Below are 17,530 nucleotides of genomic sequence, written 5' to 3' on the forward strand. Positions count from 1 at the left end.
GGTTTCCCTAAGCTTTACTGGCATTCCTAATTATTTCTTTGAACGTAAACCCATCCGGTAATTTGCTTATCTGCCATTTTTAAAACGTAGAAGTAAGTACCTGTAGGAAGGTCGCCTTTATCAGACTGTCCAAACCATTCTTTAGTATAATTGCTTTTCTCATAAACCTGTAAACCATAGCGGTTAAATATCTGAAGGTTCTCGACATTTAGATAAGTAAGATCGAAAACATCGTTCTTATCATCTGCATTATCCGGAGATATACCTCTTGGTATCATACAGGTTGTCCTTTCAACATCAATATTTCCATCTTTAACACAACCTGTAACATTAGTTACTGTTGCTGTATAAGTTGCGTTCTCAGTAAGACCTGTAATATCAACCTGAGACTCATTACCTGTCTCAGATAATCCAGGGCCAGACCATTTAATTTCGCGGGTAGCACCTATCTCATCAATATTAGCAACCTGAAGTATCAAACGGTTATTGATACAGTCTGCCTGTAATACTACTGTAAACGGATCCCTGTCTATTGTCAGGCTTGTGCTTTGAGGAGCTGACTGACAGCTACCATTAGTATCTGTAATAACAACAGCATAAACTACATCTTCAGTAGTAGTAACGTTTGTTAGAACACCACCTGTAAGGGTAGTATCTACCACACCATCTACAGACCATGTGTAATTTATATTAGAATCGCTAAGATCAAAATTCACTGGGGTAACCCTGATTGTTGTTGGTTGTCCAGGACATACGATAGGATTATCAGCCGCAACAGTAAACTGAGGAATTGCCGTAACTGTTACCCCTACGTTTGCAGAAGGATCAGAAATACATCCATTAACTGTAACTGTAACTGTATAGTCAGCAGTGTCAGCAAGTGCAGAAGTAGCAATAGTATAAGTATCAGATGCCGCACCTGTTATTGCGACAGTATTTTTATACCATTGGTATGTTGCACCAGCAACAACAGCGGTAGAAAGACTAATTGCACTGCCTTCACAAACCACAGCATTAGTTACAGTAGCAACAGGTTGTGCAGGAGTAGCGTTAAGCGTTATAGTTACATCGGCATCATCAGTAGCACCACAAGTGCTTGTTACCGTATATTTAAATACAAATGTACCTGCAAGGTTTGCTGTTGCAAAAGTCCCGTTAGCGGCATCAAACTCGGTTGTTAACGGAGCAGTAGCACTAACCAGTGTCCAAACAGCAGAAGCAGTATTTGGTGTAGCAGCCGTATCGAAAGCAGCTCCTAAATAATTAGTAAGTATCAATGTAGCACTTGAAGCCGTAGTACATATTGTATCATTACCATCTATACCGGCAGCCGGAAGTGGTGTTACAGTAACAGTGGTTGTTCCAGCTACAGAAGGACATCCGTTTACAGTTACAACAAGAGAATAAGCTCCATTGTGTGTTGCAGGATCTGCATTACTAATTACAAGCTGAGGAACAGCAGTAGTTACTGTTGCAGCATTAGGCAATGTCCATGTATATGTTGCCCCTGTAACCGCTGGAGTATCTATCTGTACAGTTCCATTAGCACAAACAATCAGTAGTGCCGGAGTAATAACAGGAGTCGCCGGAGTTGGGTTAAGATTAATAGTAACTATAGTATCATCAGATGTACCACATGCAGAAACTTCATACCTAAACTGGAACTGTCCAAACAGTCCGGCAGTATCAAATGCACCTGTTGCAGGATCAAACTGAGCACCTGCAGATACTGCACTAATGTCTGTCCATGTACCGTTTGCATCAAAAGAAGCACCAAGATATGCAGCAGACTCCAACATTTCTATTGTACCTGTTGCAGTATTACAAATATTAGCCGTTTGTCCGTTACCTGCATTAGGCATAGCCGTTACTGTAACCGTTACCGGAACAGAAGCCGACCTACACGCGCCGTCTGCACTAACCGCAACAACACTATAAGAACCTGTATTAGCTATAATTGCAGAAGTAAAGGTTACAGTATCGCCACTAACAGTTACGTTAGCCTCAGTATTAGGCAATGTCCATTCGTATGTCACACCCGGTGTAGTACTTACAGCTGTTAAGCTAAAAGTACTGCCTTCACACTGTATTGGCAGTGTAGTAACCGTTGGTAAAGCAGGAGTTTCAGTTATATTTATTGTTATTGTAGCATCATCAAAGCCACATGCGCTTGTTATTGTATATGTAAAATCAAAAGCACCGGCAGCAGTAAGACCGCTAACAACACCAGTATTAATATCTACAGTAGCACCAGTTGGCAGCGCAGTAACAGCAGCAAATGTACCTCCTGTCTGAGCATCTGTAGAAAGATAATCAGTAAGTGTAAATGTAGTAACCGCATCGCTACATACTGTTGGAACACTAAAATCGGCACCGGCATTTACAGGTGTATCTATAAGTGTGTAAGTAAGCGTTTGGTTAAGACATGATGTAGGATTTAGAGGGAAAGTAACATCTACCTCATAAATTCCGTCATGCGTTGCAGGATCATAAGGATTGAACGACAGTGTAGAAGTAGTACCTAAAGACACAGTACTTCCCTGTAAGTGCCAATTGTAAGTAAGGAACGGATAAGGAGTAGCCTCCAATGCTACCGGAAGACCAGGACAAACACCGTTTTGTGTAATAGCCAAACTTCCACCAGGAGTTACAGAAGCTATCTCAGTACCTGTACTACAATCATCCCTTACCTGGAAAGTATAAGCTACACCATCCTGTAAACCTGTAAATATATTAGACGTTTGTTCAGGAACAGTTATTGGCGCTGTTATACTATATCTTAATGGATTTAAGTTAGTAACACCCTGCGCTATTACCACCACTTCATTTCCGCCTGAAGAACATGGAGCAGTAATTACATTTGTAATTTCAGGAGCTCCTGTATAGCTAAATGTTGAAACTGTGTTTATACAACGCTCTACCGCAGTACCATTTCCGTAAACGTTAAAAGATTGTATTACTCTTATATTTGGGCTGTTTACCCCTGTAATAGAAGCACTTGTACCCGCAACATCCCAAGTAGCAAGGTTGGTGGTAATACCGTCAACACCGCCTGAAAATGCAGCATCATTAAAATTAATAGCATTGGTAGAGTTAAGAGCAGTTCCCGGAACATATACCGCTCCGGTTTGAGGGTGACCCCAAACACCTGGACTAACTTCTTTTTGAAGGAAATAAATAGCGCGTGTTTCGTTATTACCTCCCTGATCGTTTATAGTTACGGTAAAACTGTTACAAGCTCCTTCTCTGTTTATAACAGCAGTACGCTCATCAAAATGATACCCTACAATAGTTGTACGATATTCCTGAGTACCACAAACATCCCTTACGTTGAATACATAATCACCTTCAGGAAGCGAGTTAATATACAATACATCAGGGTTAAGACCGTTTGGCCCAACATTGGCATCTATATTAACCGGAAGTACCGGATTTGCTGCTCTAAATGCAGGAGGACCATCAACAATTTCACCACCAAGAATGTTAAGCGAAAGCAATTCATCAAATATCATGATAGAACCATCTCCTTCTCCACAACCCGGACGCTGATTATCGGTTAAATCTGCACCACCCATGTTAGGCTCTACAACAACCGTTTTAACATAAGTGTTTCCACACTCGTCTGTCATCGTAAATTCATAAGTACCCAATGGAAGTACACTTGTAAACATATGAGGCGCCAACGGGTTAATATCACCGGTCCTGTTAAGCTGATTAGCAGGTAGCCCCGGAACAGCACTGGTAATCATAATAGCTGTAGGTATTGTTTGGTTCCAGTTGGTATTACCCGGAGCCGGGTTAACAACTGTTCCTGTAACAGCACCAGGACCACCACAAGGAGTTACCTGTGTAAAATCTGCATCATAAGGAAGTATTCTCTCTATAACAACAGTTAATGTTATAGTACCATGATCCGGACACTCTGTATTAGTCACTTCCATCACATATGTACCGTTAGGCACGGTTATATCTCCACCTGGCTCATAATATGGAATTGTATTACCAAAAGAGAATGATGGGCTGTCAAAATTAGGATACATAGGGTTTGCTACAGCAGGATCAAATCCGGCAGGAAACGAAATAAAATTCACATGGAAAGGACCATTAGCTGTAACATTATTTAAAGTCACATCAATCAACGCCAAACAATGCCCAAAATTAGGCACTGCCTCGCCTTCAAATTCTTCATTCACCACAGTATTGCGTGTACCTATAACATTACCACACCTGTCGGTAGCAACTAACTCATAAGAATATTGTTGTCCTTCAAAGTATGGTAACGCAGGTGTTACGAATGGCAAACCTGCCACTAATCCACCAGCTATAGTCTGAACGATAGGCGGAGACAACACTACACCACTTGGATTGGTTACAGTATATGTAAACGTTAACGGATAGTTTAGTGATGTAAACGCCGGGATAGTATGCATACGGAATATATGGTTACAATCAGGCAGTGGCACCGGAGGATTTACAGGCACACCAGCCAGGATATTTATATTCGTTACAGCATTAGATATAATTACTGTTACATCTGTTTCACGACCACAAAAATCGGTCATCCTTACATTGTAAGTACCGGCATCAAGACCCGTAAATGTCGGGCTTGCCTGTTGTGGCCTTGTAACAGGGCTTGTAATTTCATAAACAAGACCTACAGGAGAACCTACAAGTATATTCATTGTTATAGCACCTGTACCCGGGCAGGAAGCCGGAGTAGCAATAGCACTATAGGACGGCTGCGGTGTTAACGCAGTTTCGTTAATAGTTGCCGTAGTTGTAGCAGTGGTCGTTACACCTGCAACAGTTTGTGTTGCAACAATGGTATAAGTACCTGCAACAAGGTTAGACATACTGGCTGCCGTAACGTTTGTGGTAACACCATCAGGCCCGGTAACAGCATAAGACACCGTACCACCCGGAGTGGCCCCTCCAAGAACAAAAGCAAGTGCTCCTGTACCGGGACAGCCTTCGTTGGTTACGGTAGCCGTAACCGATAATTGCGCCGACGCTCCCAGCGTGACCAGGAAGAGCAGTAAAGCGGCAAACAATGATTTAGTTTGTAAAGGTTGTTTCATAATTAGCTAATTTTCCAATAAATATAATAAGTTTACACTTACACAGTTTAGTTAACGTTTAATTTAACATAACAGGACAAAGCAACAATGCCCTACCCGGTTGCTAAATTATTTTATTTTTTTTAAATAATTGTTAATATTACAACTATTATTAGCCCGGCACAGGCTCAACTTCAGCATTTGGGTTAAATAAATAAATTTTCCCCGAACTCACCTCCATACATTCAAAACGTTTTATACGCTGTGCTCCCATCCTGAATACTTTGCCGTTATGTATCCTGAACAATGCCCCATAAGGAATCTGGAACACATAATTCTTCCCGGTATTTTCATCGAACTGCTTCAATGCCAAAGACAAAGTAGCATCAGTATCACTGCTTGCCTTCGGGTTTTTAAAATGCCTTGCAAGCAACGGCAACAACTGCACAGGAAAAACTTCCGGTCTTATAAACGGCACCATTAGGCGTTGAAACGTTAGCTTCCACTCGTTGCCATGGGGTTTTATATTTCTGCCATATTTTTCAAAAGCGGCAAGATGTGCAATTTCATGCACCAGTGTTATCAAAAAACGGTATTTATTAAGGCTGGCATTTACCGTTATACGGTGGTAGCCCGAAGCATCCCTATGATAATCGCCATGACGGGTTACCCGTTCGTTGACTATTTTAAGATGCACACCATACACTTTTATCAATTCAAAGAGTGCATCTACAGCATGCTCAGGGACATATTGCGCCAGTATATTTTTCACTAAGCAATTTATTTAAGGCGTGGTGCTCGACACCTGCAAAACCTTACCATTAAAATAAACATTACCCGTAAGGGCAAAATTGTAAATATAATCCGCTATTTGCGCAGCAGTTAAAGGTGCCTCATAGCCAGGGAAGGCTTCCTGCAACATCTCGGTATTAACAGCACCAAGCGCAAGAACATTAAAAGCAATTCCCTGCTCTTTGTATTCTTCAGCCAACAGTTCAGACAGTGTAATAACCGCACCTTTACTCGAACTGTAAGCCGCAAGTCCTGCAAATTTCATGGTACCCTGCACACCTCCCATACTACTGATGGTTACAACATGACCACCTTTGCCCATGAAAGGCAAAATTGCCCTGTTTAAAGCCGCAACCCCAAAAACATTTACTCTGTATATGTATTCAAAGTCTTCAGCAGTTATATCAGCAAAGGGTTTCAAAACCAAGGCACCTGCATTGTGTATCAAAACATCAACATGCTTCCAGCCCAACTCAATAAAATCTATTACCTGATTTAAACCATCTGCCGATGCAAGATCTACACTAAGGCAGTCTATGTTTTCATGATTTGACAACACTTCGGATATAGTACGCGAAAGTGCCAGCACTTTATTTCCGGCATTTGCAAATTGCAGGGCAAGCTGATAGCCTATACCCCTGCTTGTGCCGGTTATAATTATATTCTTCATTATTTTTTCATTACAATATCGCCTGCCGGAGCATTTACCATTTTATCGGTGACCGGAATCATTTGCTGTATAAATGACGTCATGTGTTTGGTATCCATGTGTTCAAAATCGTCTTCTACTTTATGATAATAGGCAAAATTCTCAAAATCGAATGTACAAATGGTCTGTGCAGGCTTTTTAAATTCGTTATAGAACGAGAAATTATCGCTCCTGCGGAAAAGCTGATATTTCATCTCCACATCAAGATAACCCACCAGTTTTTTACCTGCATACTCATTTATTTTCTCACCCATTGTGGTCATGCCATATCCGGTAAGGTAAGCCAGGATATCCCTTTTCATTGCCACACCCACCATTTCAAAATTAAGCATAGCATACAGGTTAAAATTTTGGGCCTTTAACTTAGCCGCAAGGCTTTGCGACCCCAGCAGTCCGGCTTCCTCGGCAGAAAAAAAGCAAAACATTATGCTACGTTTATTTGACTTGGTCTTACCAAAATAGTTAACCAATTCGGCAACGGTAGTTACCCCCGAAGCATCGTCATTGGCACCGTTATAGATACTATCTGTAGCTACAGGATTTTTTTCTGTACCGATATGATCGTAATGGGCACCAAAAACAACAAACTCCTTTTTTAATTTTGGGTCGGTTCCCTCAAGATACCCAACAACATTATAGGTAGGCTTATCAAAATTGGTAAGTGTATCTTTATAAGAAATAAAATAAGGCTTTACCCCATTTTTCTCAAAAACATCTTCAAGATATTGAGCAGCAGTCTCTAAACCTCTACTGCCTGCCAAACGGCCTTTTAGCGCATCAGACGATAAAAATTTTAGTGTTTCAGACACTGATTTTTCCTCTACTTTATAAGTAGCCGCAGTTGTCTTTTTTTGTGCATAAGCTGAAAAAAAACCTGCAATAAAGAAGAGTAAAAATATTTTTTTCATAAAGGTTTTGTGTTTGCTTCGCTAAAATAAGAAAAAAATAAAAATACCGTTGGTATTAATTACTTAACATTACACCCAATTACCCCTTTTTTTATTATTTAACAACAATTGTCCTGAAAGTTAAATTTACCCGGAGTTTTGTTACATTTTTTACAGGCGGAAGGCGATGTAGCCAATAAGTTTGCGTTTCATCTTTCATTACAAGGAGGCTGCCATGCTCTAAAAACACATTAACCACCTCTTTTGTTACCTTATGTTTAAATGCAAACCTGCGTTGCGCACCAAAACTTACCGATGCAATTGCCCCATTTTTCTTCAGGTCTTTTTCAGCATCGCTGTGCCATGCCATTCCCTCATCACCATCATGATAAAGATTTAGCAAACATGAGTTATAGGTTTCGCCTGTTTTTTCTTCCACAAGTTTTTTAAGCCCCAACAACTCCGGAGTCCACGGCAGGGCATGTTTTGTAGTATTACTGTAGGTGTACTCAAAACGCTGCTCGCCATACCAGGCTACTTTTCGTTTTGTAATGATGAGTTTACCAAAAATCACAGCTTCATCGTTTCTCCATTCGATACTATCGAGAAGCGTTTCCAAATAATAGCTGGCTTTTTCCAAAGGCCTTATAGCACCATAATAGTTTACAGTACCGTCATGAGGCAGCAGATTATTACTCTCATTTATTTCTCCGCTAAACAAATCCATATCATACAACAAGAATCTTTAAAGTTGGCACAAAATCTTTCACTTTATTAAGTAACCCAGAACTCATTGCTCCTTTATTAACCTCCAAAACTTTTAAATTAGGAGGCAAATCCTCTAATTTAATATTCTGAACCAAAGTATCGGTTAATGACAAATGCTTAACACTATGCATTAACTTAAAGCCGGGCGGAAGTGCTTTTAAGTCGCAATTTTCAATTCGTAATGTTTTCAGTTTATCAAGACTTGTAATTCCGGCAGGTACATCTGTTATTTCACACCCTCTAACTCTAAAATGTTCAAGGTTCTTCAAATTAAATATCCATTCCGGAAATTCAACAAAAGGCACATTAAGAATACTCAACTTCTTTAAGGTAGTTAAGTCTCCTATCTGTTCCGGGACATAAGGAACATGCTTAAGATGGATTTGGATATGTAAACTTTGAAGATTTACAAACCTTGAAAACTCCGCGCTATAATTATTCAAATTTTCAGGAAACTTTATACTAAGTTCCCTAACCGATTTTGGAAACTGAACAGCCCTATCAATACTATCGTACTCTCCAAACAAATATTCCTTAAGCTTTCCCACACAACTAAATTAACAATTTAAAACAAAATACCCGACCTGAAAACAGGTCGGGTATTTTTATAATTTAAACACTGTAGCTTATGCAAGCATCGTTACAGGGTTTTCTATATATTGCTTAAGCGTTTGCAGGAACTGAGCCCCTGTTGCGCCGTCAATTGTGCGGTGGTCGCAAGTAAGCGTAACCGTCATGGTATTACCTACTACAATTTGCCCGTTCTTAACAACCGGTTTTTGCACAATAGCACCTACAGAAAGGATAGCCGAGTTAGGCTGGTTGATAATAGAAGTAAACTCCTGAATACCGAACATACCTAAGTTAGATACCGTAAACGTACTACCGTCCATCTCTGCCGGAGTAAGTTTTTTGTTACGTGCTTTACCGGCAAGATCTTTAACCGATGTACCTATTTGAGAAAGGCTCATAAGGTCAGTAAATTTAAGCACCGGAACCACAAGACCGTCTTCTACCGCTACAGCAACACCAATACTGATGTGTTTGTTGTAAATAGTAACATCCTCTTTCCACTGTGTATTGATTTGCGGATGCTTGCGCAATGCCATTGCACTTGCCTTGATAACCATATCGTTAAACGATACTTTAGTATCCGGCACAGCATTAATAACAGTACGGCTTGCAATAGCATTATCCATATCAAGCTCTATAGTAAGGCTGTATTCCGGAGCAGTAAATTTAGACTCACCTAAGCGCTTAGCGATAACTTTACGCATTTGGTTGTTCTTAACCTCTTCGGTTTTAACCTCACCAGCCGGAACAAATGGTTTTGCAGCAGCAGCCTCTTTAGCAGGTGCAGCTTCTTTAGCCGCAGGAGCAGATGCAGCAGCAGCCGGAGTATAGTTTTCGATATCTTTTTTAACGATACGGCCATTTTCGCCTGTACCTTTAACTTTTGCTATATCTATACCTTTGTCTTTTGCAATTTTGCGGGCAAGCGGAGAAATAAATACCCTTCCGCCATCGGCAGTAGCAACTTCTTCGGTTTTTTCTTCTTTAGTATCTTCCGCAGGTTTTTCAGCTGCTTTTTCTTCTTTAGCCTCAGGTTTGCTTTCGGCTACTGGAGCAGCACCGCCTTTAGCAGACTCCGCTGTAATACCAGAAACATCTGTACCAGCAGGACCAATAATAGCAAGAAGACTGTCTACAGGAGCGGTTTCACCTTCTTTAACACCAATAGATAAAAGTGTACCAGCGTTAAACGACTCAAACTCCATAGTAGCTTTATCTGTTTCAATTTCAGCAAGAATATCGCCTTCTTTAACAGTATCCCCTACTTTTTTAAGCCATGTAGCCACAGTACCATCGGTCATTGTGTCACTAAGGCGCGGCATAGTAACTACAACAACACCTTTAGGCAATCCGGCAGCAGGAGCTTTTTTCTCTTCTGCTTTAGGCTCAGATTTCTCTTCTGCCTTAGGCTCTTCTTTAGCTTCCTCTTTCTTTTCGGCAGGTGCCTCAGCACCACCTTTACCATCAAGAAGTGCTTTATAATCTTCGCCTTCTTTACCGATGATAGCCAAAACTGAATCAACCGGAGCAGTATCGCCCTCGTTAATTCCTATATATAATAAAGTTCCTGCATCAAATGCTTCAAACTCCATTGTTGCTTTATCTGTTTCAATCTCCGCAAGGATATCTCCTTCTTTAATTGTATCTCCCACTTTTTTAAGCCACGTAGCCACAGTACCTTCGGTCATGGTATCGCTTAGGCGCGGCATGGTAATAATTTTTGCCATGGTGTATATTATAGTTTATGTGGTAAAAATGGATAATTTTCCTGATCATAAACAACGTCATACATAACGTTTGTTTCAGGATAGTCAGACTCTTCTGCAAATTTCTCACATTCTTCTACAAGGTCTTTTACTCTTTGGTCTATAGCCTCGATCTCAGCCTCTGTAGCATAGTTGTTTTCTTTTATTACATCAAGAACCTGAGTAATAGGGTCTATTTTACGATACTCTTCTACCTCCTCTTTAGTACGGTAGTGTTGTGCATCACTCATTGAGTGACCACGGTAGCGGTATGTTTTCATTTCAAGGAACGTTGGTCCGTCGCCACGGCGTGCGCGCTCAATAGCTTCGTTCATAGCTTCAGCAACCTTAACAGGGTTCATTCCGTCTACAGGGCCGCATGGCATTTCGTATCCTAAACCAAGTTTCCAAATATCTGTATGGTTAGCAGTACGCTCTACCGATGTACCCATTGCATAACCGTTGTTCTCTACAATAAACACTACAGGAAGTTTCCACAGCATAGCCATATTGAAAGCCTCATGAAGCGAGCCCTGACGTGCAGCACCATCACCAAAATAAGTAAGGGTTACACCGCCTGTTTCAAAATATTTATCAGCAAATGCAAGACCTGCACCAAGAGGAATTTGTCCACCTACAATACCGTGACCGCCATAAAAACCTTTTTCTTTAGAGAAAATGTGCATCGAACCGCCAAGACCTTTAGAGGTACCAGTACCTTTACCTAAAAGCTCTGCCATAACACGGCGAGGATCTACACCCATACCAATTGGCTGCGGGTGGTTACGGTAAGCCGTTATCATTTTATCTTTAGACAGGTCCATAGCGTGCAACGCTCCGGCAAGTACTGCCTCCTGACCATTATATAAGTGTAGGAAACCCCTAACTTTTTGCTGAATGTATAAAGCCGCAAGTTTGTCTTCAAACTTTCTCCAAAACTGCATGTCTTCATACCATTTCAGGTACACTTCTTTTGTAATTTCTTTCATTGCTCAATATTATTGTTGCTGGTGGTACTTTAAACCGTGTAAAAATATGCAAATAATTTTTAACATAAATTCGCGAACGGCAAAAATACTATTTCCCTTTAATAACTAAAAAATTTAAACCAAGTATTTTATTATTTTTTAAGAACGCTTTGTTAAATACAAAAGGGACTTACATAATAAATCCCTTTTGTTGTTTTATAAATATTCGCTGCCAAAAACCATAGGCAGCAGGTTTTTTAACGATTCTGAAAGATAAACCTTACCAGTTTCACCCATAAACCAAATTTCTATAGGTGTTTGCTGCTTTAGTTCATATTCACCAATAGACTGCCTGCACGCACCACATGGCGGTATAGGACTCTCTACAGGCTTTTGTTTTGAGGCAGCCGTAATAGCCATCTTTAATATCTTTACCCCCGGATACAAAGCCCCAGCCTGAAAAATAGCCACACGCTCGGCACAAAGACCCGACGGATAAGCTGCATTTTCCTGATTGGAACCTATAACCACCTTGCCATTTTCCAGCAACAACGCTGCACCTACATGAAATTTCGAATAGGGTGCATAAGCATTATTACGCGCACCTACTGCCTGCTGCATTAACGCATTAACATCGGCAGGAAGCGCATCGGCAGAGGGATAGACCGTAAAGGTAGATGTTATGGTGATGTTTTCCATCTATTAATATTCGTCGTATTCGTCGCCGAAGTTAAAGCTAAGTGAGAAACGAAGTGTGTTTTCTAACGGGTTTCTTACGGTTGAAGCAGAGAACAGGTAAGACACATCGATCTTTATAACCGTATATTTAAAGCCTGCTCCTAACGAGAAAAATTTACGCGCACCTTTTTGCTCGTTCTCATTAAAATACCCCAAACGAAGCGCAAAAGCATTATTATATAAATACTCTGCTCCTACCGAGTAAGTAATTTCTTTAAGTTCTTCACTAAATCCACCCGGGGCATCGCCAAATGATTTAAAGATACCAGACACCCAGTTAATATCGTTGTAAGCATTTCTGTTTTGCTGATTTTGCTCAGTGGCTTGCTCTCTAGATATATCTCCCGGATCAGTAAAATCACCATTATCATTAAGATCTATAGCCTCCACAAGACTCTTAGGTGTTGGCACTAAAAGCTTAGCGAATTCCACATTTACACCAATAGTGTTGTACTCGTCGAAAATAAAATCAAAACCACCACCAAGCCTAAAATTAGACGGAAGAAAGTTAGAACTCAGGTTAGGATCGTTATCATAACTGATCTTTGGACCAAGGTTCTGGAAGTTGAAACCTAATCGGTAACGCCCGTCAAAACTATCATAAGCCTCTTCTTCGCTTTGGTAAAAACCAGATAAATCGAATGCATAGCTTAATGCCGCACTGGCATCGCTACTTCCTCCTGACGCTTCAGGAATGCGAAGGTTTGAACTGATGAAGCGACCTGCAACCGACATTGAGAAACGCTCAGAAAGTTTTAGTGCATATGAAAGGTCTACCGCCAATTCGTTAGGAGACCTTGTTACTACCGGTTCATCCGGATCGGCAGTTTGCCTAAGCTCTATATCTCCAAGCCCGAAGTAGCGAAGGCTGGCACCAAAAGCCATCCTGTCCTGAAATTTATTGTAGTAAGTTACCTGCCCAAGAGAAATATCATTCGCTATACTGGTAAGATAAGGCGTATAGCTGGCCGAAAGACCATGCTCCTGCAAGGCAAAGGCATATTTTGAAGGGTTCCACTGCTGTGAAAAAACATCGGCAGATGTTGCCACACCCTGATCTGCCATACCGGCCGCACGGGCATCTGCAGATATCAGCAAAAAGGGCACACCTGTGGTGATAACCCGGTTTTCGTTTTGGGCTTTTGCTGCCTGAATTCCTAAAACACACAGGGCAGATAAAAGTATTTTCTTCATCAATTGTAATTTTAAAGGGTCACAAATATACTATTTTTATAGCAAAACAAGTTTTTCATATTTCTCTGCTTTTTTATTAGTAGTGGTAGATTTTACAGTTAGCTTGTAAATATATACGCCTTTACCAATCTTATCGCCAAAATCATCGCGCCCGTCCCATTTAAGGTCGCGGCACAAAAAGCCATCAGTAGTAACCGTTTGGTTTATGGTTTTTACTATTTTTCCGGTAACGGTAAACACCTGCACCTGCACATCAAGTGGCTCGAACGGCCTGTTATGGCTAAACCAAAATTCGGTATAACTAACAAACGGATTAGGGTAGTTAAGCACTTTTTCGAGCGTTACACCCTCGTCTCCTGCTACTACAAACTGTATTTCTGCAGTAACAAGATTGTTATAAACATCCCAAGCCCTAAACGTTAACGTATGCAAACCAGGCGACAGGTTAGCAAACGGAAAGCGCACTGTTCCGTGACTGTAATCATTAAGATCGGCTTCATAATAATCGTTCATTAAGTACTCTACAGTATCGTCGCCATCCAATATCCCAATAATATCATGCCCTATACCACTTGCCGTGTTTATACCATTAGCATCTTCAAGATAAGCCAGCAATATAGGAGATGCATTGGTTATCCCTCCTGATATAAACGTTTCTGTATTCATATACAGTTTTACAGTAGGAGCAGTGTTATCTACAGCCGCATTGGTATTAATACCGCCTACTTTAATAACGCTATTATAGCCCATGTGGTCTTCGAGCACGTTATTTCTTTTACTGTAAAAACTTATACGTCCATTACCCACCGGAATACGGATATCGCGCGGCACCACGAAGCTAAACTGAAACTGCCCGTTTGTTACCACGGCACTACCCCTAAAAATAGTTTCACCAAGGGTTGTAAAAGGAATTTTAAGACTATCATCTGAAGGAAAATCATTTGCAAGCGTTATCCTGTCTATATTTTTATCAAAAACCGCTACCTCTACCTCGCCATTATAACTGGACAGCATATTATTATTAACATCGGTTACAATACCGCCAAGTTTTACACGACCAAGCGACTGCAACACATCGGTAGACTGTGCAACCGGAACATCGTTAATAGTTGTAAGAAGAATATTAGGCTTAGGGATAGCCATTTTTAAGGCAGGATCGCCAATAAAGCATATCATTCTTATGTTAGGACTATTATTGGTTAATTTAGCCTGACGCATAGCCTCAGCCATTGTAGGATATTCGTTTTGGCCAAAAGCATACAACCTGCGTATAATCTCCGGATTGAAAAGATTAGCATTAGTAATAAACAATGCCCTTGTTGTAGTGATCATTGCTATAGCCCCCCCTGTAGGATTCCAGTAAATATTTTCCCCGGCAGTTTCCATAAAAGGGTTATCAAACTTGGTAACATCACAGGTTGCCGTAATAAATAAAGGATACTTATACCTGTTAGTAAGATTTTGCGCATCGCTGGTTTCAAAAAGCCTTTCGCTGGCCATTCCCGTTTCGCCACCATGCCCAAAATAATTTACCACTAACGCCCCATAATTTATAGCCCTTATAAATTGTTCTTTAGCATCAGGATAACGCTGCCCTCCTGATGACGACTGCTGCACATACGCATCAAGGTAAAATTTCCTTATGTTTACATAAGGACGCTCCCTTTCAAGCGGAACTACAACCCCACGTTCAATTACATTAACAAAATCCAGAGACCCATCTCCATCAAGATCATCTACTGCGGTTATAAATTCATTGCGCCACCTGCCGTAAGCTTCAGGGCTTTCATATTCAAAAACCTTGTTGACCATTTGCTCTGCCTGAGCCCTGTCTTTTACAAGCATCCTGCCCACAGCTATATCCAATTCTTCCAAAACACCCCCGGAAAGTTGAAGTGACCCTTCATTATCATCCATCAGGCCATAAAAATCGTCAGTACAAAAGGTATTAACTATGCTAAAATTTTGGTTTCCGGAAAATATAGGACTATATCCATGAAAAATAGGCACTATATTAGAATTGTTGCGAATCCGGTTTTTATAATCAAAGGAGGCATCGCCAAAAAGATTGATGTATTTTACACGCTTCTCCGCAGTCGACGCATTATTATAAACATACTTTATAAAGTTTCGGATAGCAGCTATATCCTGTTTACCGGATGAAAATTCCTGATAAATATTTTCAAGATTTACCACCTTTACATTTAAACCTGAGCGGTTGCGGTGGTAGGCTGCAAGGCTCTCGGCTGTGCCATTTAGAAAAGCGGGCGTTATAATAAGATAATCTATATCCTGAAACTGCCCCGTAGAATTACGAAATATTGTTCCTTTCAAATCCTGATTGGCCACGCGAGAGTTAGACTCGCGAAGAGGCGTGTAATAATCCGACCCTTCCACTGCAATATATTGCCTTACCTCACCCTGAACGGCCTTAAACGAAAACTGGTTGCCCGTGCTGTTCGTTATTTTTGTCGCATTATATATATCTGTAATATCCCACACCTCAGCGATACCGCCGGAACTTGTAAAATTATATTGTATTACACCTGTATTATTTGCAGCAGCATTGTAACGAAACCTGAACTGCTTTCCGTTTCCGTCTAAATTTCTTTTACTCCTTAATATTATATAATCAAGCCATGCATTTGCAGAAGGCACACCATTATTATTATAGGTAAGTTTTACCCTTACACTACCATCTGCCGAGGCAGTATAAGGATATGTAGCTGAATTTTCTGATGCCGAGATATTACTGTCTGTTGTAGGAGCAAGAGACAGTGTTCCAACAGCAGAACCATTAGCCTCGACAGACATAGAAGAAGTTGAAGCAGAATATGCAGCAGCAGCAACTGTTATCGACACAGGCTCGGTTGTTACAATATCGGGAACCGAAAAGGCAAACTCATGCACATTCGTAATATTGAACTGTTCTCCATGCCATTTCCTTCCAAGCCTTGCAATATTGACAAGATCTTTCTCATAAAACTGATAATCGTCAAAAACCGATGTTTGTGTGTTTGCGGCAGCAACAGGCTGTGCAGCTTCGGCTATCCTTTTACCGTTACCCCCACCCGATGTAACATAATAATAAGACCTGTCGGCATAAAGGTTGTTATGCGTTCCGCTGTCGGCATTCCAATTGTCTACGCCTTCGGCATAAAACAAAATATAATCGTTATTATCAAAACGTCCGTCTTCTTCACCTATAAACTTAATGGCATTCTCTACAAGATCGTTAGCATAAGGAGTACCGTTAAGCAATGGAGCCATGCGCCCGCCATGCCCATATATTTTTATAGTTTGCGGATCTACATTTACATTAAGCCCTATTTGTTGTAAAAAACTGCGGGACACACGGTAAACACCTGATTTTTCTACATAAAACCTAACCCACTCACCACCTGAAAGCACTGAACTTGTTACAGCCGCCACCGACTGCACAGATCTTTGTGCATTGCCTCCAAGGCTGTAACTGTAAGTAAAAGATTTAATCCTTTTAAATGAAGAGCCCTCTTTTATTACAGGAGACAAAGTAAGCCTTGCATATCTTGTATTACGGGCACGTGCAGATAAAATCGCAGCGTTAATATTTGAAGGAATATTACCCGAATCCAAACCGCCAAGCTGGGCAACCGTTATATTTTCGTAAACAACATTGGTAATAAGCAGAGAATTAGAATCAACTTCGCCTGCAACCTCAAACTTATAACCAAACAGAAGTTGTTTTAATCCAGGATCAAAATTCATATACTCAGAATCAAACTGCGGCATAACAAAAGGCTCCTGACCTATAAAAGTAGCAACATTATCTTTCCAGTTTAAAACGATATTTTCTCTCTGCTGACCGTAAGAAAGCAAAGAAAAGAGCAATACGAATAAAAATAACCTGTTTTTCATTGATATCAAAACGCAGACAGCAACGATATATTACTGCCAAAAAAAAATATTTTATAATCCTGATTGCAATATTACTTTAAAAGTAGCGTTATTGAAAGGTACATTTAACACAATTTTGGATTTTTATTAAAAATTTTAAATTAGTGTTGCAGTTTAATGGTTAATTATTATATTGCGCCACGAAATTTATTTACCTACAGAA

General features: G+C 40.5%; 11 protein-coding genes. All 11 read right to left on the reverse strand.

What is annotated here, in order from left to right:
- Positions 1-26: 26 nt before the first annotated feature.
- Positions 27-5,078, reverse strand: a complete 5,052-nt coding sequence (locus GR160_RS06530) for a gliding motility-associated C-terminal domain-containing protein (RefSeq protein WP_160749065.1) — start codon at positions 5,076-5,078, stop codon at positions 27-29.
- A gap of 151 nt (positions 5,079-5,229) precedes the next feature.
- A complete protein-coding gene (locus GR160_RS06535; protein ID WP_160749066.1) occupies positions 5,230-5,829 on the reverse strand; it encodes a SprT-like domain-containing protein in 600 nt (199 codons plus the stop codon).
- A 12-nt stretch (positions 5,830-5,841) separates the two neighbouring features.
- A complete protein-coding gene (locus GR160_RS06540) occupies positions 5,842-6,519 on the reverse strand; it encodes an SDR family oxidoreductase (protein WP_160749067.1) in 678 nt (225 codons plus the stop codon).
- Positions 6,519-7,466 (reverse strand): M20/M25/M40 family metallo-hydrolase, encoded by a 948-nt coding sequence (locus GR160_RS06545; RefSeq protein WP_160749068.1) that lies wholly within the window; start codon positions 7,464-7,466, stop codon positions 6,519-6,521. Before GR160_RS06545 ends, GR160_RS06540 begins: the two co-directional genes overlap by 1 nt.
- A 94-nt stretch (positions 7,467-7,560) precedes the next feature.
- Positions 7,561-8,172, reverse strand: coding sequence for an alpha-ketoglutarate-dependent dioxygenase AlkB (locus tag GR160_RS06550; protein ID WP_160749069.1), 612 nt, complete (start codon positions 8,170-8,172; stop codon positions 7,561-7,563).
- A 1-nt stretch (position 8,173) separates the two neighbouring features.
- Positions 8,174-8,761: a leucine-rich repeat domain-containing protein gene (locus tag GR160_RS06555; protein WP_160749070.1), complete on the reverse strand. Its 588-nt coding sequence runs from the start codon at positions 8,759-8,761 to the stop codon at positions 8,174-8,176.
- 78 nt (positions 8,762-8,839) lie between these two features.
- Complete coding sequence (locus GR160_RS06560; protein ID WP_160749071.1) at positions 8,840-10,513, reverse strand: pyruvate dehydrogenase complex dihydrolipoamide acetyltransferase; 1,674 nt, start codon at positions 10,511-10,513, stop codon at positions 8,840-8,842.
- Positions 10,514-10,521: 8 nt separating this feature from the next.
- The gene (gene pdhA, locus GR160_RS06565) at positions 10,522-11,520 is read right to left on the reverse strand and encodes a pyruvate dehydrogenase (acetyl-transferring) E1 component subunit alpha (protein ID WP_160749072.1); all 999 of its coding nucleotides are present in this window, start codon (positions 11,518-11,520) and stop codon (positions 10,522-10,524) included.
- A 195-nt stretch (positions 11,521-11,715) separates the two neighbouring features.
- Complete coding sequence (cdd, locus tag GR160_RS06570) at positions 11,716-12,198, reverse strand: cytidine deaminase (RefSeq protein ID WP_160749073.1); 483 nt, start codon at positions 12,196-12,198, stop codon at positions 11,716-11,718.
- A 3-nt stretch (positions 12,199-12,201) separates the two neighbouring features.
- Positions 12,202-13,431 (reverse strand): type IX secretion system outer membrane channel protein PorV, encoded by a 1,230-nt coding sequence (gene porV, locus GR160_RS06575; protein ID WP_160749074.1) that lies wholly within the window; start codon positions 13,429-13,431, stop codon positions 12,202-12,204.
- A 36-nt stretch (positions 13,432-13,467) separates the two neighbouring features.
- Positions 13,468-17,328 carry a type IX secretion system sortase PorU gene (gene porU / locus GR160_RS06580; protein WP_160749075.1) on the reverse strand — a complete coding sequence of 1,287 codons (3,861 nt, stop codon included), beginning with the start codon at positions 17,326-17,328 and terminating at the stop codon, positions 13,468-13,470.
- Positions 17,329-17,530 lie beyond the last annotated feature (202 nt).

The sequence above is a fragment of the Flavobacterium sp. Sd200 genome, assembly GCF_009826935.1.
GTDB lineage: Bacteria > Bacteroidota > Bacteroidia > Flavobacteriales > Flavobacteriaceae > Flavobacterium.